This window comes from Umezawaea sp. Da 62-37, from assembly GCF_032460545.1.
Lineage (GTDB): Bacteria > Actinomycetota > Actinomycetes > Mycobacteriales > Pseudonocardiaceae > Umezawaea.
Map to the genome: position 1 here is coordinate 10,632,563 of NZ_CP135965.1, position 24,126 is coordinate 10,656,688.

Genomic DNA, 24,126 nt, shown 5'->3' on the forward strand with positions numbered 1-24,126 from the left:
ACTTCGACGAGGAACTGAGGGGCGTTGAACGTCGTGACCGATCTGAACGCGGCTGTGCGGCCGGAGCTGGACCACGCCGTGCTGGCCGCGGCCGCCGCGGCGCGGGCCGCGGGTGTCTCGGTCCGCGATCTCGCGCACCTCGACGAGCTGAACCAGGTGGTGGGCCTGTTCGCCACCATCTGGGGGCGCGCCGCGAACCCGCCGGTGACGATCGAGCTGCTGCGCGCCTTCACCAAGGCGGGCAACTACGTGGCGGGCGCGTTCGAGGACGACCGCCTGGTCGGCGCCTGCGTGGGTTTCGTCCACGCCCCGGCGGGCGACGCGCTGCACAGCCACATCGCGGGCGTCTCGGCGTCCGCCGCCGGCCGCAGCGTCGGGTTCGCGCTCAAGCTGCACCAGCGGGCGTGGGCGCTGGAGCGCGACCTGTCCGAGATCGCCTGGACGTTCGACCCGCTGGTGGCGCGCAACGCCTACTTCAACCTGGTGAAGCTGGGCGCGCGGCCCGCGGAGTACCTCACGAACTTCTACGGCCCGATGATCGACGCCATCAACGGCGACCAGGACTCCGACCGGCTCCTGGTGCTCTGGCGGCTGCGGGACCCGGTCGTCGTCCGCGCCAGCACCGGGGACACCGCGGGCGCCGTCGCCGCGGACGAGCTGGCGGCGGGCGCGGTGGTGGCGCTGGGCGTGGGCGAGGACGGAGGCCCGGTGCCCGGCGCGCTCGACGGGGTGACCTCGCTGGTCGCCGTGCCGCGGGACGTCGAGGGCCTCCGCGGTGCCGATCCCGTGCTGGCCGGGCGCTGGCGGCTCGCCGTGCGCGACGCGCTGATCGGCCTGGTCGAGCGCGGCGGCCGGATCGACGGCTTCGACCGGGCGGGCTGGTACGTCGTGCGCCGGGAGCCGTGACGGGCCGGGGCCGGTCGTGGCTGGTCGGATCCGGCGAAGTCGGGTGGTCGATCCGGTGCGATCCGACTAGCGGGCCGATCGGCGCCGCCCTACCGTTGATCCATGCAGCACGCCCGCGGGAGCCTGGGGCGGGTCGTCGACAACCTGGGCGCGACCCTGCTCGACCTCGTGCACGGCGACCTGGACCGGCCGGGGGACATCAGCGGCGTCGTCATCCACGACCCGCTCGACCAGCCGGTGCTGTCGCCGCACGCGCTCGTGCTCGGCGTCGGGGTCGAGGCCCCCGACCAGGTCGCCGCGCTGCTGCGCTCGCTGGGGCGCCAGCACGCGGCGGCTCTTGTCCTGCGGGCACCGGTCCCGCTCACCGACGAGGTGCGCGCCGCGGCGGACGAGGCGGCGGTGGCCGTGCTCGGGCTGAGCAGGGGCGCGCCGTGGAGCCATCTGAGCGAGATGCTCCGCTCCGTCCTCGCCGACGGCGACGTCCGCGTGGACCAGGCGGAATCGCTCGGCGGTCTCCCCGCGGGCGATCTGTTCGCCGTCGCCAACGCCATCGCGTCGCTGCTCGACGCCCCGATCACCATCGAGGACCGCGACTCCCGGATCCTGGCCTTCTCCGGCCGCCAGGACGAGGCCGACCAGTCGAGGGTCGAGACCATCCTGGGCCGCCAGGTGCCCGAGTGGCTGTCCCGGATCCTCCACGAGCGCGGGATCTTCCGGGAGCTGTTCCGCGGCGACCAGCCCGTCGTCATCGGCCCCATCCCCGACGGCAGGGGCGGGGCCACGCTGCCGCGCGTCGCGATCGCCGTGCGCGCGGGGGACGAGGTGCTCGGCTCGATCTGGGCGGCGGTCCCCGGCGTGCTCAGCGCGGAGCGCACCGAGGCGCTGCGGGAATCGGCCAAGCTCGTGGCGCTGCACCTGCTCCGCTTCCGCGCCGGCGCCGACGTGCAGCGGCGGGTCCGGGCGGACCTGCTCGGCTCCGCGCTGGAAGGGGGCGCGGGCGCGGGAGAGGCCCTGGAACGGCTCGGGCTCGCCAGCCGGTCGCTGCTGGTGCTGGGCGTGGCGCTGCGGGATCGCGACGACCAGGGCAGCGCGGCCGCCGTCCACGACCGGCAGCGCCTGGGCGACGCGTTCGCCCTGCACCTGGCCGCCATCCACCCGCGGTCGGCCGCCGCGGCGATCGGCGACGTCGTGTACGGCCTGCTCCCGTTGACCGGCGACAAGGCGGGGACGCGCGCGGAGCGGACCCTCCAGGACTTCCTGGACCGCGTCGGCGACCGGCTCCCCGCGGTCGCCGCCGTCGGACCGGCCGCGCTCAGCCTCCCCGGTGTCGCCCACAGCCGCTCCTGCGTCGACCGGGTCCTGCGGGTGCTGCGCGAAGGACCCGCCCACCGGCGGATCGGCAGCCTCGACGAACTCCAGGGCGAGGCGCTGGTCGTCGAACTGCGGGACCTCGCCGCGGCCCGCGGCGACGAGCCGACCGGCGCGCTGGCCCGGCTGATCGCCTACGACGGCAGGCACAACGGCTGCCTGGTCGAGACCCTGCGGGCCTGGCTCGACGCCTTCGGGGACGTCGTGGCGGCCGCCGAGTCGGTTTTCGTGCACCAGAACACCTTCCGCTACCGGCTCCGCCGGGTCGCCGAGATCGGCCGCGTCGACCTCACCGACCCCGACCAGCGCTTCGCCGCGATGGTGCAGCTCCGCGTGGTCCGCGTCGGCTCGACCCTGGAACCGCCGACCGACGGCTGACCAGTGCGGTGACCGCGATCCCCACCGGGTTCCGCGCGTCTCGGGGCGGATCACCCCAAGACACGCGAAACCCGGCAAGGGCAGCGGTCACCGCACTAGGTTCAGTGGCATGGGACGTTCACTCCGCGCCATGGCCGACCTCGCCACCCCGATGGCCATCCGGGTGGCCGCGACGCTCGGCCTCGTGGAACGCGCGGGCACCACCGGGGCGACGGCGGAACGGCTCGCCGCCGACACCGGGACCTCCGCGCCCGCGCTGCGCTGCCTGCTCGACCACCTGGTCGCGGTCGGCGTGTTCGAGCGGGACTCCGACCGCTACCGGCCGACGGACCTCGGCGCCCAGATGGCCGAGGACGCCCCGGAGGGGATCAAGCCCCTGCTCGACATCAACCGCGCGGGCGGCCGTGCCGACCTCGCCCACGTCGAACTGCTCGAGACGGTCACCGGGGGCGCCACCGCGTACGCGCACCGGTACGGGCGGGAGTTCTGGGAGGACCTCGACGCCGAGCCGGAGCTGCGGCGCTCGTTCGACGCCCAGATGCGGTGGCGGTTCCGGACGCAGGCACCGCAGATCGCCGAGCGCTTCGACTGGAGCCGCTTCCCCGACGTCCTCGACGTCGGCGGCGGCGAGGGGACCGTGCTCGCGGCGATCCTGCGCGCCCACCCCGGCGTGCGCGGCCGGGTCCTGGACCTGGCCCCGTCGGCAGCCGCCGCCGTCGAGCGGTTCGCGGAGGCCGGACTCGGCGACCGGGCGGGCGCGGTGCCCGGCAGCTTCTTCGACCCCCTGCCCGCGGGGGCCGACGCCTACCTGCTGTCCGACATCCTGCACGACTGGGACGACGACCACGCCCGCGCGATCCTCACCGGGTGCGCTCGGGCCGCCGCGCCGCACGGCACCGTCGTGGTGATCGAGGCGGTCCGGGGACAGGGCTCCGACACGGCGATGGACCTGTTCATGCTGATGTGCTTCAACGGCCGGGAGCGATCGGCCGACGAGCTGGTCGACCTGGCCGCGGGCTGCGGCCTCGCGCTGCGCGCCTCGGGCCCGGTGGCCGACGGGCGGACGGCGCTGGAGTTCCGCGCAGGCTGACGGCCCGGCGCCCCGCCACCGGGGCGCCGGGCGGGGATCAGAACTCCACCGGCAACGTGTCCAGGCGGTGGTTGAGCGGCACCACGTTCCGCCACGGCGGCCGCTCGTAGGCGGCGCGCAGGTTCGGCAGCCGGTCCAGCAGCAGGCGGAAGCACTCGTCCGCCTCGACCCGCGCCAGCGCCGCGCCCAGGCAGTAGAACGAGCCCATGCCGAACGCCGTGTGTCGGTTGGGCTTGCGGGTCACGTCGAAGCGCTCGGGGTCGGCGAACACCTCCGGGTCGCGGTTGCCCGCGTTCATGGCGAGGTAGAAGCGGTCACCGGCCTGGAACCGGTGGCCCGCCAGGTCGACCTCCTCCGTCGCCACCCTGGAGATCACGCCCGCCGGGCCGTCCATGCGCAGCATCTCCTCGACCGCGCCCGGCGTGAGGTCGGGCCGTTCGCGCAGCAGCGCCAGCTGGTCGGGGTTCTCCAGCAGCAGCACCAGGCCGTTCGAGATCAGCCCGGCGGTGGTCTCGTGGCCCGCGAACAGCAGCAGCACGCAGTTCGCCAGCGCCTCGTCCTCCGTCACGACCCCGCGGGCCTCGGCGTCGGCGAACATGCTGAGCAGGTCCTCGCGCGGGTCGGCGCGGCGGTCGGCCAGCAGGGGGCGCAGGTAGTCCTGCATCTCCAGGACGCTGCGCTGACCCGCGCGCAGGTCGTCGACATCGGCGATGGTGAACACCGCGCTGATGTCCCGCGACCACGCCTGGAGCTGCTCGCGGTCACTGGTCGGCATGCCCAGCATCTCGGCGATCACGTTGGCGGGCAACGGGTACGCGAGGTCGGCGACCACGTCCATCCGGCCGTTCGCCTCCACGGCGTCCAGCAGCTCGGTGGTCAGCTCCCGCACGCGCGGGCGCAGGCCGTTCACCATCGCGGGTGTGAAGTACCGCTTGAGCAGCTGCTGGAACCGCACGTGGTCGGTCTCGTTCGTGTGCCCCATCCAGCGTTCGATCGACTCCCGCAGCGGCCGCAGCTCGGCGACCTCGTCGGGGCTGAGCCGGTCGACGCCCTGCGTCAGGTTGCCCCCGATCAGCTTCGGGTCGCGCAGCGCCGCCACGACGTCGGCGTTGCGGGTCAACAGGTAGGAGTCCAGTCCGGTCAGCCAGCTGACCGGGCTTTCGGTACGGGTCCGGCGCAGCAGTGCCAGGGGATCGGCCATGGCCTCGGGCGAGAACACGTCGCAGACGGGTACCGGTACGGCGGGAGCGGACATGCGCTCGGTCCTCCAGGTGGTTCGGGAAGCGGATTCGCACCCTCCATCCAGTACCCGCCCGCCCGCCCGTGTCGACCACCGAAAGGGTCAAATGTTGATCTTTCCGGGCTCCGGCACCGGTTCCGGTGCCTCGATCTGCCGGTGGCCTCCGCGATCGTTATGCTCTTCGAAAACCGATCAAACGAACAACGGGGCACATCACCATGCGAGAGCCCACTGATGTCCGACGCAGGCGGATCCTCGGCGTCGTGGGGGCGCGCGGCCCGGTCCGGGTGACCGATCTGGCCGCCGAGCTGGAGGTCTCGGTCGTCACGGTGCGCCGCGACGTCGAGGAACTCGCCCAGGCGGGGCAGGTCCGGCGCGGGCACGGCGTCGTGCGCCCGGTGGCGCCCGTCGATCCCAAGGCGGCGCCGCCTGCCTCGGGGGAGGGCGCCGTGGCGCTGGTGGTCCCCGAGCGGCACACCTACCTGTACGAGGCGGTGCACGGCGCGCGGGAGGTGCTGGAGGAGGCCGGACTGCGGGTGGCGCTGCACATCGCGCCGCAGGTCGTGGGAGCCGAGCGGCCGATCGTGGACCGGATCCTGGCGGACGGCGCGCGGGGTCTGCTCATCGCCCCGCGCTGGCGGTCGGCGGAGGCGGAGGAGGCGGACTACGCCTGGCTGGCGCGGGCGGGGGTGCCGACGGTGCTGGTGGAACGGCGGCCGCGGCGGGGGAGCGCGCTGCACGCGGTGGACTCGGTGTGCTCGGACCACTGGTACGGCGCGCAACTGGCCGTGGAGCACCTGTTGTCGTTGGGCCACCGGCGGATCCTGCTGGCCGCGCGGGACGACAGCCCGACGGCGCGGGCGCTGCGGGCGGCGTTCGCGGGGATCGTGGAGGCGCGGCCGGAGGTCGAGGACTGGGGAGTGGTGCTCAGCGCGCCGGACGCCGGGCCGGGTCCCGGCGCGGAGCCGGTGGCCGACTTCGCGGAGCAGGTGCGCGATCGGGGGATCACCGGTGTGCTGCTGCACGGCGACGTGGAAGCGCTGATGCTGGTCCAGAACCTGGTCGAGCACGGGATCCGGGTGCCGGAGGACTGCTCGGTCGTGGCGTACGACGACGTGGTGGCCGGGCTGGGCAGCCCGCCGCTGACCGCCGTCGCCCCGCCGAAGGCCGAGGTCGGCCGGGTGGCGGCCGAGTTGCTGCTGCGCCGGTTGGCGGGCGGCACGGGCACGCGGCGGGTGGAGCTGTCACCGGAGCTGACGGTGCGCGGCTCGACAATGAGTGTTTGACCGCTTTGGTTTCTTTTGAGCGAGCTATTGACCTGGTAGTGCTCAATCGATCAGAATTTCGGTATCCCGCCCTGACTCCCAGGAGGCCACCGATGCCCGGTCGACCCCGTGCGGCCCTCGCCATGTGGACCGACTCGGCCGACGCCGTGTTCGACGCGGACACCCTGCGCGCGCTCGGCGAGGTCTGCGACCTCGTACCACCACCGGTGCTCGACGACTTCACCACCGACCACGCCCGCGCCGTGCTGGCCGAGGTCGAGGTGCTGGTCACCGGGTGGGGCTGCCCCCGCCTCACGGAGACCGTGCTGGCCGGGGCCCCTCGGCTGCGCGCGGTCGTGCACACCGGCGGCTCGGTGCGCGACCAGGTGACGCAGGCGTGCTGGGACCGCGGCGTCGAGGTGTCGTCCGCCGCCGCGGCCAACGCGCTCCCGGTCGCGGAGTACACCGTCGCGATGATCCTGCTGAGCGGCAAGCACGTGCTCGAACGCGCCCGCCACCACCACGCCGTCCGCCGCGCCGACGACTGGCTGCGCACCCCCAGGACCATCGGCAACTTCGGCCGCACGATCGGCGTCCTGTCCGCGTCGACGATCGGCCGCCGGGTCGTGGAACTGCTGCGCCCCTTCGACTTCCACGTCCTGCTGCACGACCCGTACGTCACCCCCGAGGAAGCCGCCGCGCTCGGTGTGGAACTCGTCGGCCTGCCCATGCTGTTCTCCCGCAGCGACCTCGTGAGCGTCCACGCCCCGCTGCTCCCGGAGACCAGGGGCCTGGTCGGCCGCGACCTGATCGACGCCATGCGGCCGGGCGCCGTGCTGCTCAACACCGCCCGCGGCGCCGTGGTCGACCAGGAGGCGCTGACCGACGCCGTCCGCGAGAACCGCGTCCGGGCCGTGCTGGACGTCACCCACCCGGAGGTGCTGCCGCCCCACCACCCGCTGTGGGACAGCCCCAACGTCCTCATCACCCCGCACCTGGCGGGGTCGCAGGGCAACGAGTGGCACCGGTTGGCGCACGCCGCCACCGCGGAGGTCGACAGGTGGGCGCGCGGCCAGGGCTTCGCCAACCCGGTCCGCCACGAGCTGTTCGGTCGGATCGCGTGATCGCGCTGCCGCCCGAGGACCGGGACCTGAGCCCGCACACCGGGTACACCCGCGCGCACTGGGAGGCCACCGCAGACGGGCTGCTCGCCGCCGCGTGGCGCTGGGCGAGCCCGCGCGGCGCACGGCTCGACCTGCCGGGGCGGCCCTCGTCCGCCGGGGCCGTGTCCGACGGCCTGGAGGGTTACGCCCGCACGTTCCTCGCCGCCGCGTTCCGGGTCGCGGGCGGCGGAGACCCGCGCGACTGGCTGAGCCGGTACGCGGAAGGGCTGGCCGCCGGCGTGGATCGCGGCGAAGAGGGGTGGCCGCAGATCCACGACGGCGGCCAGCCGATGGTGGAGTCGGCCTCGGTGGCGCTCGGCCTTCGGCTGACCAGGCCGTGGCTGTGGGACCGGCTCGACGACGGTGTGCGCGACCGCGCCGAGGAGTGGTTGCGAGGCGCGCTGCGGCACCGGCCGTGGCCGAACAACTGGTACCTGTTCCCGTTCACCGTGGCCGGTTTCCTGGAGTCGGTCGGCCGCGGCGACGCCGAGACGGCCCGTGCCCGGACGCGCGCGCTGGAACTGTTGGAGACCTGGTACCGAGGCCAGGGCTGGTACAGCGATGGCGACGGCCGCGCGTTCGACCACTACAACGGCTGGGCCCTGCACCTGTACCCCGTGCTGGACAACCACCTCGCGGGCGTGGGCACGTCGCACGACCACCGGCTGCGCGAACACCTGGAGAGCTTCGCCCGGCTGTTCGGCGGCGACGGCGCTCCGCTCCACTTCGGACGGTCGCTGACCTACCGCTTCGCCGCCGCCTCCGCCGTGGGGCTGGGCGCGGTCACCGGCCACACCCCGCTCGCGCCGGGCGTGTCCCGACGGCTGCTCAGCGGCTCGCTGCGCTACTTCCTCGACCGGGGCGCGGTCGACCGGGACGGCCTGCTCACCCTCGGCTGGCACGGTCCGCGCGAACCGGTGCTCCAGCCCTACTCCGGCCCCGCCTCGCCGTACTGGGCGTCCAAGGCGTTCGTGTGCCTGCTCGCGCCCGCCGACCACCCGCTGTGGACCGCGACCGAGGAGACCGCGCCCAGTGAGGGGCCGGACCGGGTGTTCTCCGTGTCCGCGCCCGGTTTCCTGGTCCAGTCCGCGAACGGCGTGGTCCGGCTGCACAACCACGGCAGCGACCACGTCGGCCCGCACGACGGGGAGTCGGCGGCCGACGACGACCCGCACTACGGCAGGTTCGCCTACTCGACGCGCACCGGACCGGGTTCCACCGCGGCGGACAACCACTTCGCCGTCGTGGTCGACGGCGAACGCAGCGCCCGCCGCCGCATCCACCCCCTTGGCGCGGACCACGGCGACGGCTGGGGCTGGGCCGCGTCGTGGCACCGCCCCGCGTTCCTCCCCGGCAGGCCCGCCGTGCCGGGGCTGCTGGTGGAGAGCGTCACCGTCGGCGTCGGAACGGCCGAGCTGCGCGTCCACCGCGTGGTGGGCGCGCCCCACGGCGCGACGGTGGAGCAGACGGGGTGGGCCGCCGGGACGTCCGCGCTGGTGCCGTTGCACGGGTGGGAAGCCCAGGACGAGGTCACGACCTCCACCGCGTTCCTCGACGACGCCCGCGTACCCCGGCTGACCGGGCTGGCGCACGGCACGGCGGTCTACGCGGCCCTGGCCTCGCTCACCCCGATCACCGAGCGCCCGACCGCCCGCGCGGCCGGGACCGGGATCGAGGTCGACTGGGCGGACGGATCGCGGACGACGGTCGCGTTCGAACCCGTGGAGGTCCGGCATGTGGGGCCGGATCGTGGATGAGCGGTCCGGTCGACGGGGCAGGGGTGGAGTCCCGGCGCGTCAGGCCGAGTCGCGGATGACCAGTTCCGTGGGCAGGATCAGCGGGGTCGGCTGTTCGCCGTTGATCAGCCGCACCAGCATCCGGGTCATCTCGCGTCCCAGTGCCTCTATCGGCTGGTGCACCGTGGTGAGGCGCGGCTGGGTGTGCTGCGCCGTCACGACGTCGTTGAACCCCACGACCGCGATGTCCTCGGGCACGGCCCTGCCCCGGTCGCGCAGCACGGTCAGCGCCCCGGCGGCCATCGCGTCGGACGCGACGAACACGGCGTCCAGGTCCGGGTGCTCGTCGAGCAGCCGGTTCATGCCCGCCACGCCGCTGGCCTCGCCGAAGTCGCCGTGCGCCACCCGCGCGTCGCCCAGCCCCGCCAGCGCCAGCGCCTCGCGGTAGCCGAGGTAGCGGTTCGCGCCCACGTGCAGGTCGAGCTGGCCGGTGATGGTGGCGATCCGCTGCCTGCCGATGCCGATCAGGTGCTCCACCGCCTGCCGGGCTCCGCCGCGGTTGTCCGCGTCCACGTACCACTGGGGCGTCCGGTCGAGCGACCGCCCGCCGTGCACCACGGGCACGCCGCTCTCGTCGGCCAGCTTGGACAGCGGGTCGTTCTCCCGCAGGGCCAGCAGCATCACGCCGTCCGCGCTGCGGGCCTGGAGTATCCGCGCGAGCCGGTCGCGGCCGCGTTCGGAGGCGGCGAGCACCAGCATCAGCTGGAGGTCGGTCTCCTCGATGACGGCGTTGACGCCGGTGATCACCTCGGCGAAGAACAGGTTCGCGAACAGCGCGGGGTCGTCGCTGGAGATCGCGAGCACGACCGCGCCCCGCCGTTGGCTGGCCAGCGACCGGCCCGCCACGTTCGGGACGTAGCCGAGCTCCTCGACGGCCCGCTCCACCGCCTGCTTGGCCTTCTTGCTGACGTGCTGGGCGTTGTTGATGACGCGGGACGCGGTTCCCGTGGACACGCCCGCGCGCTGCGCCACCTCGTCGAGGGTCGGCGGCCGGCTGCTCATCTTCAGGACCGCTCCCACGTGTGGTCGTCTGCTCGCTGGAGACTACCAAGCGGCCCGCCGCGGGCGATCACGTCCGCGTACCAGCGTGCGCTGTCCTTGGGCGTGCGGCGCTGCGTGGCGTAGTCGACGTGCACCAGCCCGAAGCGCTGCGCGTAGCCGAAGGACCACTCGAAGTTGTCCAGCAGCGACCAGGCGAAGTAGCCCTCGAGGGGGACGCCGAGGTCGATCGCCTCGCCGCACGCCCGCAGGTGGTCGGCGAGGTAGGCGATCCTGGCCGTGTCGTGCGGCGCGTCGTCGAACGCGGCCCCGTTCTCGGTGATGTGGAGCGGCACCGCCCGGTAGTCGTCGCGCAGCCGGAGCAGGAGCCCGAGCAGCCCGTCCGCGTCGATCTCCCACCCGATGGACGTCCGCGGCCGCCCGCCGTCGGGGAACTCCACGCGCGGCGAGCCGACGTAGGCCGACGGCCGGTCCTCGACACCGCCCGCGACCAGCGCGGGGGAGTAGTAGTTGACGCCGAGGAAGGCGAGCGGGTGGGCGATGGTCTCCAGGTCGCCCGGCAGGACGTGGTCGAACGACGTGGTGCCGTCCAGGTCGGCCAGGACGTCGGCGGGGTAGGAGCCGCGCAGCAGCGGGTCCAGGAAGAGCCGGTTCTGCATCCCGTCGATCCGGCGGGCCGCGTCCAGGTCGGCCTCCGAGTCCTCCCGCGGTGACACGTGGGTGAGGTTGAGCGTGATGCCCACCCCCGCACCGCCCATCGCCCGCGTGGCCAGGCCGTGGCCCAGCAGCAGGTGGTGGGCGGCGCGCACGGCCGCGGCGGGCTCGCGGCGGCCGGGGGCGTGCCGTCCGGTGGCGTAGCCGAGGAACGCCGAGCACCACGGCTCGTTGAGCGTGGTCCAGTGGGTGACCCGGTCGGCGAGGGCGTCGTGCACGACGGCGGCGTAGTCGGCGAACCGCAGGGCGGTGTCGCGCTCCGGCCAGCCGCCCGCGTCCTCCAGCGGCTGCGGCAGGTCCCAGTGGTAGAGCGTCGGCCACGGCTCGATCCCGTGCTCCAGCAGGGAGTCCACCAGCCCGCGGTAGAAGTCGAGGCCGCGCTGGTCCACCGCGCCGGAACCGAGCGGCTGCACCCTGGGCCAGGCGACCGAGAACCGGTACGCGCCAAGGCCGAGGTCGGCCATCAGGGCCACGTCCTCGCGGTAGCGGTGGTAGTGGTCGGCGGCGACCTCGCCGGTGTCGCCGTTGTCCACCTTGCCGGGGGTGGCGGCGAAGGTGTCCCAGATGGACGGGCCGCGGCCGTCCTCGGTGACCGCGCCCTCGATCTGGTACGAGGACGTGGCCGCCCCCCAAACGAATCCCGGCTTCACGCCTTGACCGCGCCTTCCATGATGCCGCCGATGATCTGCCTGCCGAACGCGATGAACACCAGCAGCAGGGGGACCGTGGCGACCAGCGCCCCGGCGAACATCAGCGTGTAGTCGGTGTAGTAGGTCGTGGAGAGCTGGCTCAGCGAGAACTGCACCGTCGGGTTGTCCGACTCCAGCACGGCCAGCGGCCACAGGAACTCGTTCCACGTCCCCATGAACGTGAACAGGCCGAGCACCGCCGCGCCCGGTCGCAGGGCGGGCAGCACGATGGTCCAGAAGATCCGGAACGTCGAGCAGCCGTCGACCTTCGCGGCCTCGATCAGCTCGTCCGGGATGGCCCGCTCGGCGTACTGGCGCATCAGGAACACCCCGAACGCGGACACCAGGGACGGCACGATGACCGCCTGCATCCTGTTCTGCCAGCCCAGTTCCACCATGATCATGTACAGCGGGATGATGCCCATCTGCACGGGGATCATCATGGTGCCCAGGATGACCAGCAGCAGGCCGTTGCGGCCGCGGAACTTCAGCTTGGCGAACGCGAAACCGGCCAGGGAGCTGAAGAACACCACCGCCATCGTCACGGTGACCGACGCGAACGCCGAGTTCACCAGGCCCAGCAGGAAGTGCGCGTCCTCGGTCGAGAACAGCCGCGACACGTTGTCGCCGAGGTTCCCGCCGGGCACCAGGGGCGGCGGCCAGTCGCCGACGACGTCGTTCGTCCTGGTGGCCACCACGAACAGCCAGTAGAGCGGGAACGCCGACAGCGCGATCGCCGCGAGCAGGGTGAGGTGGAGCAGCGGTTGGGACCTGCGCACGGCTAGTTCCCCCTTCGCGTGACGAGGAAGTTGACGACCGCGAGCAGCGTGATCAGCAGGAAGATCATCCACGCCACCGCGGACCCGTACCCGTAGTCGAAGTCCCGGAACGCCTTCTCGAACATGTACATCGACAGCGTCTGGAACTGGCGCAGGCTGCCGCCGGAGATGGCGTAGCCGCCCTGGCCGAAGATCAGCGGCTCGGTGAACAGTTGCATGCCCGCGATCGTGGACACGATCACCGTGAAGATGATCGAGGGCCGGATCATCGGCACGGTGATGCTGCGGAACTGCCGGACCTTCGAGGCCCCGTCGACCGTCGCGGCCTCGTACAGCTCGCGCGGGATCGACTGCATCGCGGCCAGGTAGATCAGCGCGTTGTAGCCGGTCCACCGCCAGTTGACCATGGTGGCGATCGCGGTCCACGACGACCACTTGTCGGCCCGCCAGTCGATCGGGGCCACGTCGAACAGCCCGAGGATCCCGTTCACCATGCCCGCGTCGCGGTCGAAGATCTGGCTGAACACGATGCCCACGGCGGCCACCGACGTGACGATCGGCAGGACCACGCCCATCCGCAGCAGCGTCAGCCCGCGCAGCTTCTGGTTGAGCAGGCTCGCCAGCACCATCGCGAGCAGCAGTTGCGGCACCGTGGCGAGCACGAGCATGCCCAGGGTGTTGACCACCGCGTTCCAGAAGTCCGGGTCGCCGAACAGGGTGGTGTAGTTGTCCAGTCCGATGAACGCGCCCGCGCCGCCGAGGTCCCACTCGTGCAGCGAGACCCAGCCGGTGTAGGCCAGCGGGAACAGCCCGAAGATCGCGAAGATCACGAAGAACGGCGCGATGAACAGGTACGGCGACCACCTGGTGTCGACGAGGGAGAGGAACCCGTGCCGGAGCGGGGGGATCGGGGCGCGAGGAGGTGGTGCGACCGGCCGCGGCCGCACGTCGGTGACCGCCATCGTCACTTCACCAGGCGCTTGGCGTCGTCGACGGCCTTGGCCCACGCCTCGTCCGGCGACAGCTTGCCCTGCTGGACGGCCGTCAGCGCGTTGCCGACCCGGTCGCCGATGGGGTTGTTGTCCGGTCCCAGGTACACCGGCTTGAGCGCCTTGACGCTGTCGCCGAAGATCTTGCCGACGGGGGCGTCGTTGAAGTACGGGTTGGTGAAGTCCCGCACGGCGGGGTCGTCGATCGCCCGGGGCGAGGACGGGAAGTTGTTCTTGGCCTTGAACGCCGCGGTCTGGCCCTTGGCGCTGGTCAGGAACTCCGCCAGTTCGGCGGCCTCCTTCTGGTGGGTGCTCTGCTGCGGCACGGCGAGGAACGAACCGCCGCGCACGGCGCCGTTGCCGGGAACCCTTGCCACGTCCCACTTGCCCTTGTTCTCCGGGCCCGACTGCTTCTCGATCGTGCCGAGCATCCACGACGGACAGGGGATCGTCGCGAAGGCGCCGTTCTTGAACCCGGCGTTCCACTGCGGGCTGTACTGGTCGATGTTGGCCGACAGCCCGGCGTCGACGAGGGCGATGGTCTGGTCCCACGCCTTCCTGACACCGGGGTTGGTGTCGATGACCAGCTTGTTCGAGGTGTCGTAGTAGGTGTGGTCGCCCTGCTGCATCAGGATGTTCTGGTAGACGCCGCCCGCGGTGTCGAAGAACTTGGCGCCGGTGCCCGCTGCGGTGAACTTCCGGCCGGTGGCCAGGTAGTCGTCCCACGTGGGCCACAGCGCGCCGACGGCCTCGCGGTCGGTGGGCAGCCCGGCCTTGGCGAACAGGTCGGTGCGGTAGCACATGCCCTGCGCGCCGACGTCCGTGCCGAGGCCGACGAGCTTCGACCCGTCCGGTGTGGACGCCTGCTTCCACTTCCACTCCAGGAAGTTCGGCTCCAGCTCGCCCGCCCCGTGGTCCAGCAGGTTCACGAACTGGTCGGGCTTGGCCATGAACTGGGAGAGGATGCCCTCCTCCAGCGCGACCACGTCACCCGCGCCCTTCCCGGCGGCCATCCACTGCTGGAGCTTGGGCAGGTAGTCGCCCAGCTTCCCGATGTTGTCCTCCTTGATGGTGATGCCGGGGTGCGACGCCTCGTACTCCTCGTACAGCTCGTCGTAGCCGAACTGGCTGAAGGTCTTGACGATCAGCGTCGTGCCCCCGGACGCGGAGTCGGCGCCTCCGCCACCGCACGCGGCGGTGGCCGCCAGCGCCGTGGCGACGACTGCCGCGAGCAGGGTCCGCCTGGGTCGAACAGCCATGGAAATCCTCCGTTTGAACCGACCGGTCTGGAAGCGCTAACGGGATCTTGGAAGTCTTCCAGATCGAGCAATTACACCTTTGAGCTGCGGTGACGCCGTGGCTGTGCGGGTGCTGATGCCTCAGATGTGGGACTTAATTGGAAGCGCTTACAGGACTGTAACCGGGAGGTCACACATCTGGGAAGAGGCAAAGTCGAGGAGTTGGGACCGTTGACACAGGGCGTCCTCGGGGTGACCATTCCGCCTTGACGCCGTGGAGTGCCGGGAGTTCCCACGACCCGAAAGGGCCCGGTATGTCCGCCAGATCGAGGCTGCTCGCAGCCTGCCTGCCCGTCGTGCTCCTGGTCGGTTTCGCGACCCCGGCGCACGCCGAAACCTACGAACGGGTGCTCAACGGCACCTTCGCCGCCGGGAAGACCTCCTGGTGGAGCAGCGGGAACACGCCGTCCGCGGTGGAGTCGGAGCGGCTCTGCGCCGACGTGCCCGCCGGCACGGTCAACCCGTGGGAGTCGATGATCGGCCAGAACGACATACCCTTCGAGGCCGGTCAGCCGTACACGCTGCGGTTCACCGCGTCGGCCACCAAGCCCGTCACGGTCCGCGCCGTCGTCGCGCCGGCCGACCCGCCGAGCACCAGCACGCTGAACAAGCTGGTCCCGTTGACCGCCGAGCCCAAGGCGTTCGAGTTCACCGGGACTTCCACGAAGGCCACCACCCGCGGCCAGGTCGCGATCCAGGCCGGTGGCGCCAAGGAGGCGTACACCCTCTGCCTGGACGACGTGTCGCTGACCGGCGGCGCGGTCAGGCCCGGCGGCGGCTGGACCTACGGCTCGCCGGTGCGCGTCAACCAGTTCGGCTACGCCGCGTCGGGCGACAAGCGGGCGTCCGTCGTCAACGCCGCCACCACGCCGGTCGGGTGGCGGCTGCGGGACGCGGCGGGCGCGGTCGTGGCGAGCGGGGACACCACGGTCAAGGGCGACGACGCCATGTCCGGGGACCACGTGCACATCGCGGACTTCTCGCGGCTCAGGACGGTCGGCACCGGCTACACGCTGGCGGTCGGCGCGGACGTGAGCGAGCCGTTCGACATCGCCAAGAGCCCGTACGACGCGCTGCGCCGGGACTCGCTGGAGTACTTCTACCACAACCGCAGCGGCATCCCGATCGACGCGAAGTACGTCGGGGACGCCTACGCCAGGCCCGCCGGGCACGTCGGCGTCGCGCCCAACAAGGGCGACACGTCGGTGCCTTGCCTGCCCGGCACGTGCGACTACTCGCTCGACGTCAGCGGCGGCTGGTACGACGCGGGCGACCACGGCAAGTACGTCGTCAACGGCGCGCTGGCGGCGTGGCAGCTGATGGACACCTACGAGCGCTCCCTGCGCACGCTGGACTTCGAGGGCCTGCGCGACGGCCTGCTGGCGATCCCCGAGCAGGCCAACCACGTGCCCGACGTGCTGGACGAGGCCCGCTGGGAGGTCGAGTTCCTGCTGAAGATGCAGGTCCCGGCGGACAAGCCGCTCGCGGGCATGGCGCACCACAAGATCCACGACCTCGCGTGGACCGCGCACCCGATGATGCCGGGCAACGACCCGCAGCCCCGCTACCTGCACGCCCCGTCGACCGCCGCCACGCTGAACCTGGCCGCCGCGGGCGCCCAGTGCGCGCGGATCTGGGCGCTGTGGGACCGGGCGTTCTCGCAGAAGTGCCTGACGGCGGCGGAAACCGCGTGGCAGGCCGCGAACGCGCACCCGGACCTCTACGCGCCGGACGAGGACAGCGTCGGCGGCGGCGCCTACGACGACACCGACGTCAGCGACGAGTTCTCCTGGGCCGCGGCGGAGCTGTACGCCACGACCGGCAAGCGGACGTACCTCGGCCGGATCACCACGAAGCTGACCCCGGCCGGGTTCTCCTGGAAGGACACCGGGGCGCTGGCCGACCTGACCATCGCCCGGCTGCCCGAGCGCTTCCCGATCGACCGCGTCGTCCTGGCCCGCAAGCGGATCGTCTCGGTGGCCGACGGCTACGTGCGCGACCTGGGCAAGCAGGGCTACCCCAACCCGTCGCTGCCGACCGACGGCGCCTACGCGTGGGGTTCCACCAGCGCCACCACGAACGCGGCGATGGTCATCGGGATGGCCTACGACCTGAGCTTCCGGCCCGGCTACCGCGCCGCCGTGCTGGAGTCGATGGACTACCTGCTCGGCCGCAACGGGCTCAACCAGTCGTTCATCAGCGGCTACGGCGAACGCGCCAGCCACAACCAGCACCACCGGGCCTGGGCGCACCAGATCAACCCGGCGCTGCCCAGCCCGCCGCCCGGCTCGTTGGCGGGCGGCCCCAACTCCGGGTTGCAGGACCCGGTGGCGCAGCAGAACCTGCCCGGCTGCGCGCCCGCCAAGTGCTACATCGACGACATCGGATCGTGGTCCACCAACGAGGTCGCGATCAACTGGAACTCGTCCCTCGCCTGGGTGGCGGCGTTCGTCGACGCCCGCTGACCCGACCCGCCGCGCCGCCGCCCCGAGGGACGAGCCGGGCGGTCCGCGGCAGCCCATCCCGAGCAAGAGAAGAGGATCCACAATGTCGTGGAAGACCCGCCTCGCGGCGGCCCTCGTGACCCTGCCCCTGCTGACGGTCGTGCAGCCCGCGCACGCCGCCAGTCCCATCGACATGACCAGCGGTTTCTACGTCAACCCCAACTCCTCGCCCGCGGTCTGGGCGCGGGGCAACCCCGGTGACGCGCGGGCCGCGCGCATCCAGTCGTCGATCGGCTCCAAGCCGATCGCCCGCTGGTTCGGCAACGAGGGCGGGGTCGGAGGCCTGGTCGCGAGCTACGTGGGCGCGGCCGACGCCAACGACAAGCTCCCGGTGCTGGTCGCCTACAACATCCCCGGCCGCGACGCCTGCGGCGGTCACTCGGGCGGGGGCGCGGGCAGCGTGTCCGCGTACCGGACCTGGATCTCGAGCTTCGCGGCGGGCGTCGGGACCAAACCCGCCGTCGTCGTCATCGAGCCGGACTCGCTGGGGGACTTCTCCTGCATGAGCGCGGCGGCGGTCCAGGACCGGCTCGGCATGCTCACGTACGCGACGCAGATGTTCCAGCAGAAGGCCCCCAACGCCTACGTCTACCTCGACGGCGGCAACGCGGGCTGGGTCGCCCCGGCGACCATGGCGAGCAGGCTGCTCTCCGCGGGGGTGCGCAACGTCCGCGGGTTCTCGGTCAACGTGTCGAACTACTACACGACCGGCGCGTCGACGGGTTACGGCAACTCCGTGGTCTCGTCGTTGGGCTACGCGGCCAAGTTCGTCGTGGACACCAGCCGCAACGCCAACGGCGACAACGGCGAGTGGTGCAACCCGGCGGGCCGCAAGCTGGGCGCCACCGCGCAGGTCGGCGGCGGCGCCGAGATGCTGCTGTGGATCAAGACGCCCGGCAACTCCGACGGGTTGTGCGGCATCGCGCCGACCACCCCGGCGGGGCAGTTCAACCCCGCGATCGCCATCCGGCTGATCGACGGCACGTGATCGACGGGGCGGGGCGCCCGCGTGGCGCCCCGCCCCGCTCCCAGGAGGAACACATGGTGTGGCGGTTCGCGGTGAGCACGCTCGGAATGCCGGGAGCGCCGATCAGGCAGGCCGCCCGGCTCGCCGCCGACCACGGCTGCGCGGGCCTGGAGATCCGGACGCACCCGGACGAGCAGGTCCACATCGGACTCTCCCGCCGCGAGGTGGAGCGGGTGCGGGCGGCGGTCGCCGACAGCGGTCTGGAGATCGCCTGCCTCGCGGGCTACGCGAAGGTGTGCGCGCCGGGCCCGGACGCGCCCGTGATCGCCGAGCTGAGGGCGCTGATCGACCTGGCCCACCGGCTCGGCGCGCCGTCGGTGCGGGTGTTCCCCGGCGGGGACGAGGAGTCGCGCGACCGGATCGGCGCGGTGCTGGACGACCTCCGGTCGTCGGGCGTGCGACTGCTGGTGGAGACGCACGACCACCACCCGACGGGCGAGGCGGCGGTGCGGCTCGTGGAGCCGTTCGGCGCACCGGGCCTGGTCGCCGTGCTGTGGGACGCGCTGCACCCGTGGCGGCACGGCGAGGCGCCCGCGCGGACGCGGGAGGTGCTGGGGGAGTACCTCGGCTACTTCCAGGTGAAGGACGCCGTCGGCGTCACGCCGGTCGTGCCCGGTCTGGGCGCGGTGCCGCTGGCCGAGTGCGGTGAGCTGCTGCGCGGCTGGTCGGGCTGGGTGTCGCTGGAGTGGGAGAAGGCCTGGTACCCGGAGATCGCGCCGGTCGACGAGCCGCTGAGGGCGGCCGCGCGGTGGTTCGCGGAGTACGGGAGCCATTAGCGGTCATCTGTTGTACGGTAACTTGGAAAGCGCTTTCCACAGGAGGACGAATGGCCACGCGGACCCTGGGCGTCGTGATGAACGGCGTGACCGGACGGATGGGATACCGGCAGCACCTCGTGCGCTCGGTGCTCGCGATCAGGGAGCAGGGGGGTGTCGAGCTGTCCGACGGCTCACGGGTCCAACTGGAGCCGGTGCTGGTCGGCCGCAACGCCGCCAAGCTCGCCGAGATGGCGCAGCGGCACGGACTGACCCGCTGGACGACCGACCTCGACGCCGCCCTGGGCGACGACTCGTGCCCGCTCTACTTCGACGCGCAGCTCACGGCGGTGCGCGAGAAGTCGATCCTGCGGGCCATCGACGCGGGGCGGCACATCTACACCGAGAAGCCGGTCGCCGAGTCGGTCGAGGGCGCGCTGACGCTGGCCCGCCGCGCCGCCGAGGCGGGCGTGAAGAACGGCGTGGTGCACGACAAGCTGTACCTGCCCGGTCTGCTCAAGCTCAAGCGGCTGGTGGACAGCGGGTTCTTCGGCCGGGTGCTCAGCGTGCGCGGCGAGTTCGGCTACTGGGTGTTCGAGGGCGACTGGCAGCCCGCGCAGCGGCCGAGCTGGAACTACCGCGCCGAGGACGGCGGCGGCATCACCGTGGACATGTTCTGCCACTGGAACTACGTGCTGGAGAACCTGTTCGGCGCGGTGACCTCGGTGATCGCCAAGACCGCCACCCACATCCCGACCAGGGTCGACGAGGCGGGCGGGTCCTACGACGCCACCGCCGACGACGCCGCGTACGCCATCTTCGAGCTGGAGGGCGGTGTGATCGCCCAGCTCAACTCGTCCTGGTGCGTGCGCGTGCACCGCGACGAACTGGTGGAGTTCCAGGTCGACGGCACCCGCGGCAGCGCGGTCGCGGGCCTGCGCAAGTGCGTGGTCCAGCCGCGCGAGGCCACCCCGCGCCCGGTGTGGAACCCGGACCTGGAGGAGACCCGCTCCTACCGCTCGCAGTGGCAGGAGGTGCCGGACAACACCGACTTCGACAACGGTTTCAAGACCCAGTGGGAGCAGTTCGTCCGGCACGTGGTCGAGGACACCCCGCACCCGTACGACTTCATGGCGGGCGTCCGCGGCATCCGGCTCGCCCAGGCGGGCCTGGAGTCCTCCCGGACGAACCGGCGGGTCGAGCTGTGATCACCCTGCCCGCCGCCGACGGCACCCTCTACGACCACGTGCCGAGCGACCCCGTGGCGTGGGTGAAGCCGGACGGGCCGCCGACGTCGCGGGTCGCGTTCGCCGCCGCCCACGTCGTCGCGGACCCGTTGGGCGACAACAGCCCCGGCGCGCCCGCCGTCGTCGACTGGGACAGCACGCTGGCGTTCCGCAGGCACCTCTGGTCCTACGGCCTCGGGGTGGCGGAGGCGATGGACACCGCGCAGCGCGGCATGGGCCTGGACTGGGCCACCACGCGGGAGCTGATCCGCCGCAGCGCCGCCGAGGCCGGGCACCTCGGCACCCGGATCGCCGCGGGCGCGGGCACCGACCACGCCGACCCGGCGACCCTCGACGACGTGGTCCGCGCCTACACCGAGCAGTTGGACGTGGTTCAGGACGCGGGCGCCCAGGTGATCGTCATGGCCAGCAGGCACCTCGCCCGCCTGGCCACCGGCCCCGCCGACTACCGGCACGTCTACGACCGGATCCTGCCCCACGCGGGCGCCCCGGTCGTCCTGCACTGGCTGGGCCCCATGTTCGACCCCGCCCTGGAGGGCTACTGGGGCTCGTCCGACGTCGACGAGGCCACGAGCGCGTTCCTGGACCTGGTGCACCACCACGCCGACCGGATCGACGGCGTGAAGGTCTCCCTGCTCAACGCCGACCACGAGAAGGCATTGCGCGCCAACCTCCCCGCGGGCGTGCGCCTCTACACCGGCGACGACTTCAACTACCCCGACCTCGTCAAGGGCGACGGCGCCCACCACAGCGACGCCCTGCTCGGCATCTTCGCGGCCATCGCCCCCGCCGCCTCGCGCGCGTTGCAGGCGCTGGACGCGGGTGACGAGGCGGGCTACGACGCCGCCTTCGCCCCCACGCTCCCGTTGGCCCGCCACGTCTTCGGCCCGCCGACCTACTACTACAAGACGGGCATCGCCTTCCTGGCCTGGCTCTCCGGCCTCCAGCCCGGCTTCTCCATGGTCGCGGGCCTGCACAGCGCCCGCGGCCTGCCCCACCTCGTCGAGACCTACGTCCTCGCCGACCGGGCGGGCCTGTTCCCCGACCCGGAACTCGCCGCGTACCGCCTGTCCTCCCTGCTCGACGTCCACGGAGTCGTCCGGTGAACCGCCTGTCCCTCAACCAGAAGACCGTCAACGGGTGCACCCTGCCCGAGGCGGTGGCCGCCTGCGTCCGCGCGGGCGTGGCGTCCATCGGCGTCTGGCGCGAACCGCTGCGCGAGTTCGGCGTCGAGGCGGGCGCGGCCCTCATCGCCGACGCGGGCCTGCACGTCTCGTCCCTGTGCCGCGGCGGTTTCTTCACCGCCCCCGACCTCGGCGAGGTGCTGGCCGACAACCGCCGCGCCATCGACGAGACCGCCGCCCTCGACGCGGACTGCCTCGTCCTCGTCGTCGGCGGCCTCCCTCCGGGCAGCCGCGACCTCCCCGCCGCCCGCGCACGGGTCGCCGACGTCCTGGCCGCACTCATCCCGTACGCCGCGGAACGCCGGGTACGGCTCGCGCTCGAACCGATGAACCCGATCTACTGCGCCGACCGCGGCGTCCTGTCCACCCTCGGTCAAGCCCTGGACCTGGCCGAACAGCACGATCCCGCCGTGGTCGGCGTCGTCGTCGACAGCTTCCACGTCTGGTGGGACCCGGACCTGGAACGGCAGGTCGCCAGGGCCGCGGACCGCATCGCCTCGTTCCAGGTCTGCGACTGGATCACCCCGCTCCCCGCGGACACCCTGCTGGCGCGCGGGATGATGGGCGACGGCCACATCGACTTCCGCCACCTCGCCGACCTGGTCGCCAAGGCCGGGTACACCGGCGACGTGGAGGTCGAGATCTTCAACGCCGACCTGTGGCGGGAGGACCCCGACAGCGTGGTGGCGACGGTCGTGCGCCGGTACGCCGAGCACGTCGCGGGCTGAGGACGAGCCCGCGGCCTCGGCGCGAGCCCGGACGCGCCCGACCTGGAGGTCCGGGATCGCGCCGAGCAGGTGGCCGCTCGCCTCGTCAGCCCGGCGGTGGTGGTGGGTGGACAGCACCGGCACCCCGACCGCGGACAGCGTGGTCGCGTGGTCGCAGCCGACGCCGATCGCGCGGCCGCCTCGCCGTCAGCCCCCGCGCAGCCACTCGTGGGCGGCTTCGTGGAACCGCGCGGCCGCCTCGGGCCGGTCGTCGCCGCGGTCGCGGCCCTGCCGTTCGCGCAGGACGGTCCGGCTGATCAGGGTGATGCCGTCCACGGGGTCAGCTCCGGTCCGATCCGGCTTCCGCCGCGGCGTAGCGCAGCAGCATGTCGGTGGTCCGCTGGATGTGCACGGCCAGTGAGGTCACCAAGCCCTCGGCATCGCGGCCGATGGCGGCTGACCCTTGACGGGCGCACCGGGCCGCTCGACGACCTGGTCGGGCAGGCCGTGGTGGTCGCCGCCGCCGTCGATCCGAGCGAGGTCCTGTCCGACGGTCAGGTGGCCCCGCTGCGCGCGCTCGGCGCCGTGCTGCTGCACGTGACCGACCGGGCGCTGCTGCCACCGGACCACGTCGGTGTCGTGATCCGCCCCGACCACCACCTGTTCGCCGCGGCGGCGACACCGGCCGACCTCGCGGGCGCCGTCGCCGACCTGCTCGCCCAACTGCCGGAGCCCGCCGCCGTCGCCATGGAGCGGCGGTGAGCGTCGAACCGGTCTGGTTGCCGGACCCGGACCCGGACGCCGACGCGTCGATCACCCGGTTCGCGTCCGGCGCCCGGTGGTTCCCCGGTGCCAGGCTCAACTACGCCGTGGGCAGAGGCCGTCGTCACCCCGGCGCCGCAGGCCTTCGAGCGCGTGGACTTCGACGCCCCGCTGCGGGTGCTGTTCTCCTCGGGCACCACCGGGGCGCCGAAGGGGGATCGTCCACGGCCACGGCGGCGTGCTGCCGGAGCACTTCAAGCTGACCGGGACGCCATCGACGAGCCGGCACTGCCGGACCTCTGCGCCGGGTTCGCCCGCGGCTCGATCTCCCTGCCATGAAAGAACTTCCGCACGCGCAAGGCCGTCCACGAAGGAGCGAGGGAACACCATGTCCGTACTGCTGCTGGGATCCACCGGGAACATCGGCCCCCACGTGGTGTCGTCGCTGCTGGAGCGCGGCGCCGAGGTTCGGGTGCTGGTCCCGCGACACCGACCGGGCCCCGCCCCGTGACGTGGAGACCCGCGTCGCCGAGAACGTGGCGGCGGGCGCGTTCACCCGCGCGCCCGTCCTGAGCTGATCCGAGGCTGTCAGCCCTCCCGAGCCGCCCGCACGGCGCCGGGCTTGGCCGGTCGACCGTCCTCGAAGGACTCGAACCCCGAGGCTTCGTCGTCCTTGGCCTCGGCATCGGTCTCGTACGGGTCCGGGTTGGACTCGGCCAGTTCGGCCGCGGCCACCTTGGCCTCGTCGATCAGGTGCTGCGAGTGGGCGAGCTGCTCTTCCATGCCCGTCGTATCGAAGTCCCGCACGTCTTCGGTCACGTCCACTCCTCGTGCCTGACCGGGCCCGAATGCCCGGCGCACCGGGATTCCCCCTGGCGCGCCGGGCAAACGTCCCGGTGTCCGGTCGCGATCCGTCGGGCCGCGGTGGTGGACGGACTCAGCCGGGGGTGCTGCGCGGGTCCCTGCTGCGGGGGTAGGTCTGCCGCTCGCCGATCTTGCCGTCGAGGTTGCGGATGATGTGCTCCACACCGGCGTCCTTCGCCATCTCACGACCCTTGGCCGTGGCCTCTTCCTTGGTGGCGTGCGTGCTGGACGCCTGCTGGTTGCCCTCCACCTTGTTCTTCCACTGACCGTTCTCGCTGTACGTCTCCACGTCACCTTTCACGGGTCCTCCTCCACTGGAATGCCGGAAGCACGGTCACGGGCGGAATACCCGTGGGGCGGAAGCGGTACACGTCCGGGTGCACTTCGCCGGAAGGGGTTTGC

The 24,126-nt window shown here is 72.5% G+C and carries 24 protein-coding genes; 15 read left to right on the forward strand and 9 right to left on the reverse strand.

The window, feature by feature from the left end:
* Positions 1-33 precede the first annotated feature (33 nt).
* The 3 genes from RM788_RS47825 to RM788_RS47835 all read left to right on the forward strand — a co-directional run bounded on the left by RM788_RS47825 (position 34) and on the right by RM788_RS47835 (position 3,742).
* Entirely contained in the window at positions 34-906 is an 873-nt protein-coding gene (locus RM788_RS47825) for a GNAT family N-acetyltransferase (RefSeq protein WP_315927826.1), read from the forward strand.
* A gap of 102 nt (positions 907-1,008) precedes the next feature.
* Complete coding sequence (locus tag RM788_RS47830; protein WP_315927828.1) at positions 1,009-2,652, forward strand: PucR family transcriptional regulator; 1,644 nt, start codon at positions 1,009-1,011, stop codon at positions 2,650-2,652.
* Between the two features lie 109 nt (positions 2,653-2,761).
* Positions 2,762-3,742, forward strand: coding sequence for a methyltransferase (locus RM788_RS47835; protein ID WP_315927830.1), 981 nt, complete (start codon positions 2,762-2,764; stop codon positions 3,740-3,742).
* 37 nt (positions 3,743-3,779) lie between these two features.
* On the opposite strand, the gene RM788_RS47840 is transcribed toward RM788_RS47835, so the two are convergent.
* Entirely contained in the window at positions 3,780-4,997 is a 1,218-nt protein-coding gene (locus RM788_RS47840; protein WP_315927833.1) for a cytochrome P450, read from the reverse strand.
* Between the two features lie 203 nt (positions 4,998-5,200).
* On the opposite strand from RM788_RS47840, the gene RM788_RS47845 reads away from it, so the two are divergent.
* From RM788_RS47845 to RM788_RS47855, 3 genes are all read left to right on the forward strand, one after another.
* Positions 5,201-6,268 (forward strand): substrate-binding domain-containing protein, encoded by a 1,068-nt coding sequence (locus tag RM788_RS47845; protein ID WP_315927835.1) that lies wholly within the window; start codon positions 5,201-5,203, stop codon positions 6,266-6,268.
* Positions 6,269-6,360: 92 nt separating this feature from the next.
* Positions 6,361-7,371 (forward strand): hydroxyacid dehydrogenase, encoded by a 1,011-nt coding sequence (locus RM788_RS47850; RefSeq protein WP_315927837.1) that lies wholly within the window; start codon positions 6,361-6,363, stop codon positions 7,369-7,371.
* Positions 7,368-9,167 carry a DUF2264 domain-containing protein gene (locus RM788_RS47855; protein WP_315927838.1) on the forward strand — a complete coding sequence of 600 codons (1,800 nt, stop codon included), beginning with the start codon at positions 7,368-7,370 and terminating at the stop codon, positions 9,165-9,167. The genes RM788_RS47850 and RM788_RS47855 overlap by 4 nt, the downstream gene beginning before the upstream one ends.
* A 39-nt stretch (positions 9,168-9,206) precedes the next feature.
* On the opposite strand, the gene RM788_RS47860 is transcribed toward RM788_RS47855, so the two are convergent.
* Genes RM788_RS47860 through RM788_RS47880 form a run of 5 tightly spaced genes read right to left on the reverse strand, consistent with a single transcriptional unit; the run spans position 9,207 to position 14,635 of the window.
* Positions 9,207-10,208, reverse strand: a complete 1,002-nt coding sequence (locus RM788_RS47860) for a LacI family DNA-binding transcriptional regulator (RefSeq protein ID WP_315927840.1) — start codon at positions 10,206-10,208, stop codon at positions 9,207-9,209.
* 2 nt (positions 10,209-10,210) lie between these two features.
* Positions 10,211-11,569 carry a GH1 family beta-glucosidase gene (locus RM788_RS47865; RefSeq protein ID WP_315927842.1) on the reverse strand — a complete coding sequence of 453 codons (1,359 nt, stop codon included), beginning with the start codon at positions 11,567-11,569 and terminating at the stop codon, positions 10,211-10,213.
* Entirely contained in the window at positions 11,566-12,387 is an 822-nt protein-coding gene (locus RM788_RS47870) for a carbohydrate ABC transporter permease (RefSeq protein WP_315927844.1), read from the reverse strand. Before RM788_RS47870 ends, RM788_RS47865 begins: the two co-directional genes overlap by 4 nt.
* Before the next feature lie 2 nt (positions 12,388-12,389).
* Positions 12,390-13,349 (reverse strand): carbohydrate ABC transporter permease, encoded by a 960-nt coding sequence (locus RM788_RS47875; protein WP_315927846.1) that lies wholly within the window; start codon positions 13,347-13,349, stop codon positions 12,390-12,392.
* A gap of 2 nt (positions 13,350-13,351) precedes the next feature.
* Positions 13,352-14,635, reverse strand: a complete 1,284-nt coding sequence (locus tag RM788_RS47880; RefSeq protein WP_315927848.1) for an ABC transporter substrate-binding protein — start codon at positions 14,633-14,635, stop codon at positions 13,352-13,354.
* Positions 14,636-14,928: 293 nt separating this feature from the next.
* Here RM788_RS47880 and RM788_RS47885 point away from each other — a divergent pair, with 293 nt between their 5' ends.
* The 6 genes from RM788_RS47885 (at position 14,929) to RM788_RS47910 (ending at position 22,119) form a co-directional block, all read left to right on the forward strand.
* Positions 14,929-17,139: a glycoside hydrolase family 9 protein gene (locus RM788_RS47885; protein ID WP_315927850.1), complete on the forward strand. Its 2,211-nt coding sequence runs from the start codon at positions 14,929-14,931 to the stop codon at positions 17,137-17,139.
* An 82-nt stretch (positions 17,140-17,221) separates the two neighbouring features.
* Positions 17,222-18,166 carry a glycoside hydrolase family 6 protein gene (locus RM788_RS47890; protein WP_315927852.1) on the forward strand — a complete coding sequence of 315 codons (945 nt, stop codon included), beginning with the start codon at positions 17,222-17,224 and terminating at the stop codon, positions 18,164-18,166.
* A 53-nt stretch (positions 18,167-18,219) separates the two neighbouring features.
* Positions 18,220-18,981, forward strand: coding sequence for a sugar phosphate isomerase/epimerase family protein (locus RM788_RS47895; protein ID WP_315927855.1), 762 nt, complete (start codon positions 18,220-18,222; stop codon positions 18,979-18,981).
* Between the two features lie 50 nt (positions 18,982-19,031).
* A complete protein-coding gene (locus tag RM788_RS47900) occupies positions 19,032-20,168 on the forward strand; it encodes a Gfo/Idh/MocA family protein (protein WP_315927857.1) in 1,137 nt (378 codons plus the stop codon).
* Positions 20,165-21,313, forward strand: a complete 1,149-nt coding sequence (locus RM788_RS47905) for a dihydrodipicolinate synthase family protein (RefSeq protein WP_315927859.1) — start codon at positions 20,165-20,167, stop codon at positions 21,311-21,313. Before RM788_RS47900 ends, RM788_RS47905 begins: the two co-directional genes overlap by 4 nt.
* Positions 21,310-22,119: a sugar phosphate isomerase/epimerase family protein gene (locus RM788_RS47910; RefSeq protein WP_315927861.1), complete on the forward strand. Its 810-nt coding sequence runs from the start codon at positions 21,310-21,312 to the stop codon at positions 22,117-22,119. The genes RM788_RS47905 and RM788_RS47910 overlap by 4 nt, the downstream gene beginning before the upstream one ends.
* 186 nt (positions 22,120-22,305) lie before the next feature.
* Here the strand turns inward: RM788_RS47910 and RM788_RS47915 are convergent, their stop codons facing one another.
* Positions 22,306-22,434, reverse strand: a complete 129-nt coding sequence (locus tag RM788_RS47915) for a hypothetical protein (protein WP_315927863.1) — start codon at positions 22,432-22,434, stop codon at positions 22,306-22,308.
* An 81-nt stretch (positions 22,435-22,515) separates the two neighbouring features.
* On the opposite strand from RM788_RS47915, the gene RM788_RS47920 reads away from it, so the two are divergent.
* From RM788_RS47920 to RM788_RS47930, 3 genes are all read left to right on the forward strand, one after another.
* Positions 22,516-22,860 carry a hypothetical protein gene (locus tag RM788_RS47920; protein ID WP_315927865.1) on the forward strand — a complete coding sequence of 115 codons (345 nt, stop codon included), beginning with the start codon at positions 22,516-22,518 and terminating at the stop codon, positions 22,858-22,860.
* 87 nt (positions 22,861-22,947) lie between these two features.
* Complete coding sequence (locus RM788_RS47925; RefSeq protein WP_315935003.1) at positions 22,948-23,199, forward strand: hypothetical protein; 252 nt, start codon at positions 22,948-22,950, stop codon at positions 23,197-23,199.
* Positions 23,200-23,248: 49 nt separating this feature from the next.
* A complete protein-coding gene (locus tag RM788_RS47930; protein ID WP_315935004.1) occupies positions 23,249-23,371 on the forward strand; it encodes a hypothetical protein in 123 nt (40 codons plus the stop codon).
* Positions 23,372-23,448: 77 nt separating this feature from the next.
* On the opposite strand, the gene RM788_RS47935 is transcribed toward RM788_RS47930, so the two are convergent.
* Both RM788_RS47935 and RM788_RS47940 read right to left on the reverse strand, forming a co-directional pair.
* Positions 23,449-23,679 (reverse strand): hypothetical protein, encoded by a 231-nt coding sequence (locus RM788_RS47935; protein WP_315927867.1) that lies wholly within the window; start codon positions 23,677-23,679, stop codon positions 23,449-23,451.
* Positions 23,680-23,797: 118 nt separating this feature from the next.
* The gene (locus RM788_RS47940) at positions 23,798-24,025 is read right to left on the reverse strand and encodes a DUF2188 domain-containing protein (RefSeq protein ID WP_315927869.1); all 228 of its coding nucleotides are present in this window, start codon (positions 24,023-24,025) and stop codon (positions 23,798-23,800) included.
* Positions 24,026-24,126: the final 101 nt, after the last annotated feature.

What these genes read in the sequence shown, in the direction of transcription:
- RM788_RS47845 (WP_315927835.1), top strand. Translation starts at nt 5,201, where the DNA reads ATGCGAGAGCCCACTGATGTCCGACGCAGGCGGATCCTCGGCGTCGTG.
- RM788_RS47840 (WP_315927833.1), bottom strand. Translation starts at nt 4,997, where the DNA reads ATGTCCGCTCCCGCCGTACCGGTACCCGTCTGCGACGTGTTCTCGCCC.
- RM788_RS47880 (WP_315927848.1), bottom strand. Translation starts at nt 14,635, where the DNA reads ATGGCTGTTCGACCCAGGCGGACCCTGCTCGCGGCAGTCGTCGCCACG.
- RM788_RS47850 (WP_315927837.1), top strand. Translation starts at nt 6,361, where the DNA reads ATGCCCGGTCGACCCCGTGCGGCCCTCGCCATGTGGACCGACTCGGCC.
- RM788_RS47930 (WP_315935004.1), top strand. Translation starts at nt 23,249, where the DNA reads ATGTCCGTACTGCTGCTGGGATCCACCGGGAACATCGGCCCCCACGTG.
- RM788_RS47900 (WP_315927857.1), top strand. Translation starts at nt 19,032, where the DNA reads ATGGCCACGCGGACCCTGGGCGTCGTGATGAACGGCGTGACCGGACGG.
- RM788_RS47885 (WP_315927850.1), top strand. Translation starts at nt 14,929, where the DNA reads ATGTCCGCCAGATCGAGGCTGCTCGCAGCCTGCCTGCCCGTCGTGCTC.
- RM788_RS47895 (WP_315927855.1), top strand. Translation starts at nt 18,220, where the DNA reads ATGGTGTGGCGGTTCGCGGTGAGCACGCTCGGAATGCCGGGAGCGCCG.
- RM788_RS47875 (WP_315927846.1), bottom strand. Translation starts at nt 13,349, where the DNA reads ATGGCGGTCACCGACGTGCGGCCGCGGCCGGTCGCACCACCTCCTCGC.
- RM788_RS47835 (WP_315927830.1), top strand. Translation starts at nt 2,762, where the DNA reads ATGGGACGTTCACTCCGCGCCATGGCCGACCTCGCCACCCCGATGGCC.
- RM788_RS47830 (WP_315927828.1), top strand. Translation starts at nt 1,009, where the DNA reads ATGCAGCACGCCCGCGGGAGCCTGGGGCGGGTCGTCGACAACCTGGGC.
- RM788_RS47890 (WP_315927852.1), top strand. Translation starts at nt 17,222, where the DNA reads ATGTCGTGGAAGACCCGCCTCGCGGCGGCCCTCGTGACCCTGCCCCTG.
- RM788_RS47860 (WP_315927840.1), bottom strand. Translation starts at nt 10,208, where the DNA reads ATGAGCAGCCGGCCGCCGACCCTCGACGAGGTGGCGCAGCGCGCGGGC.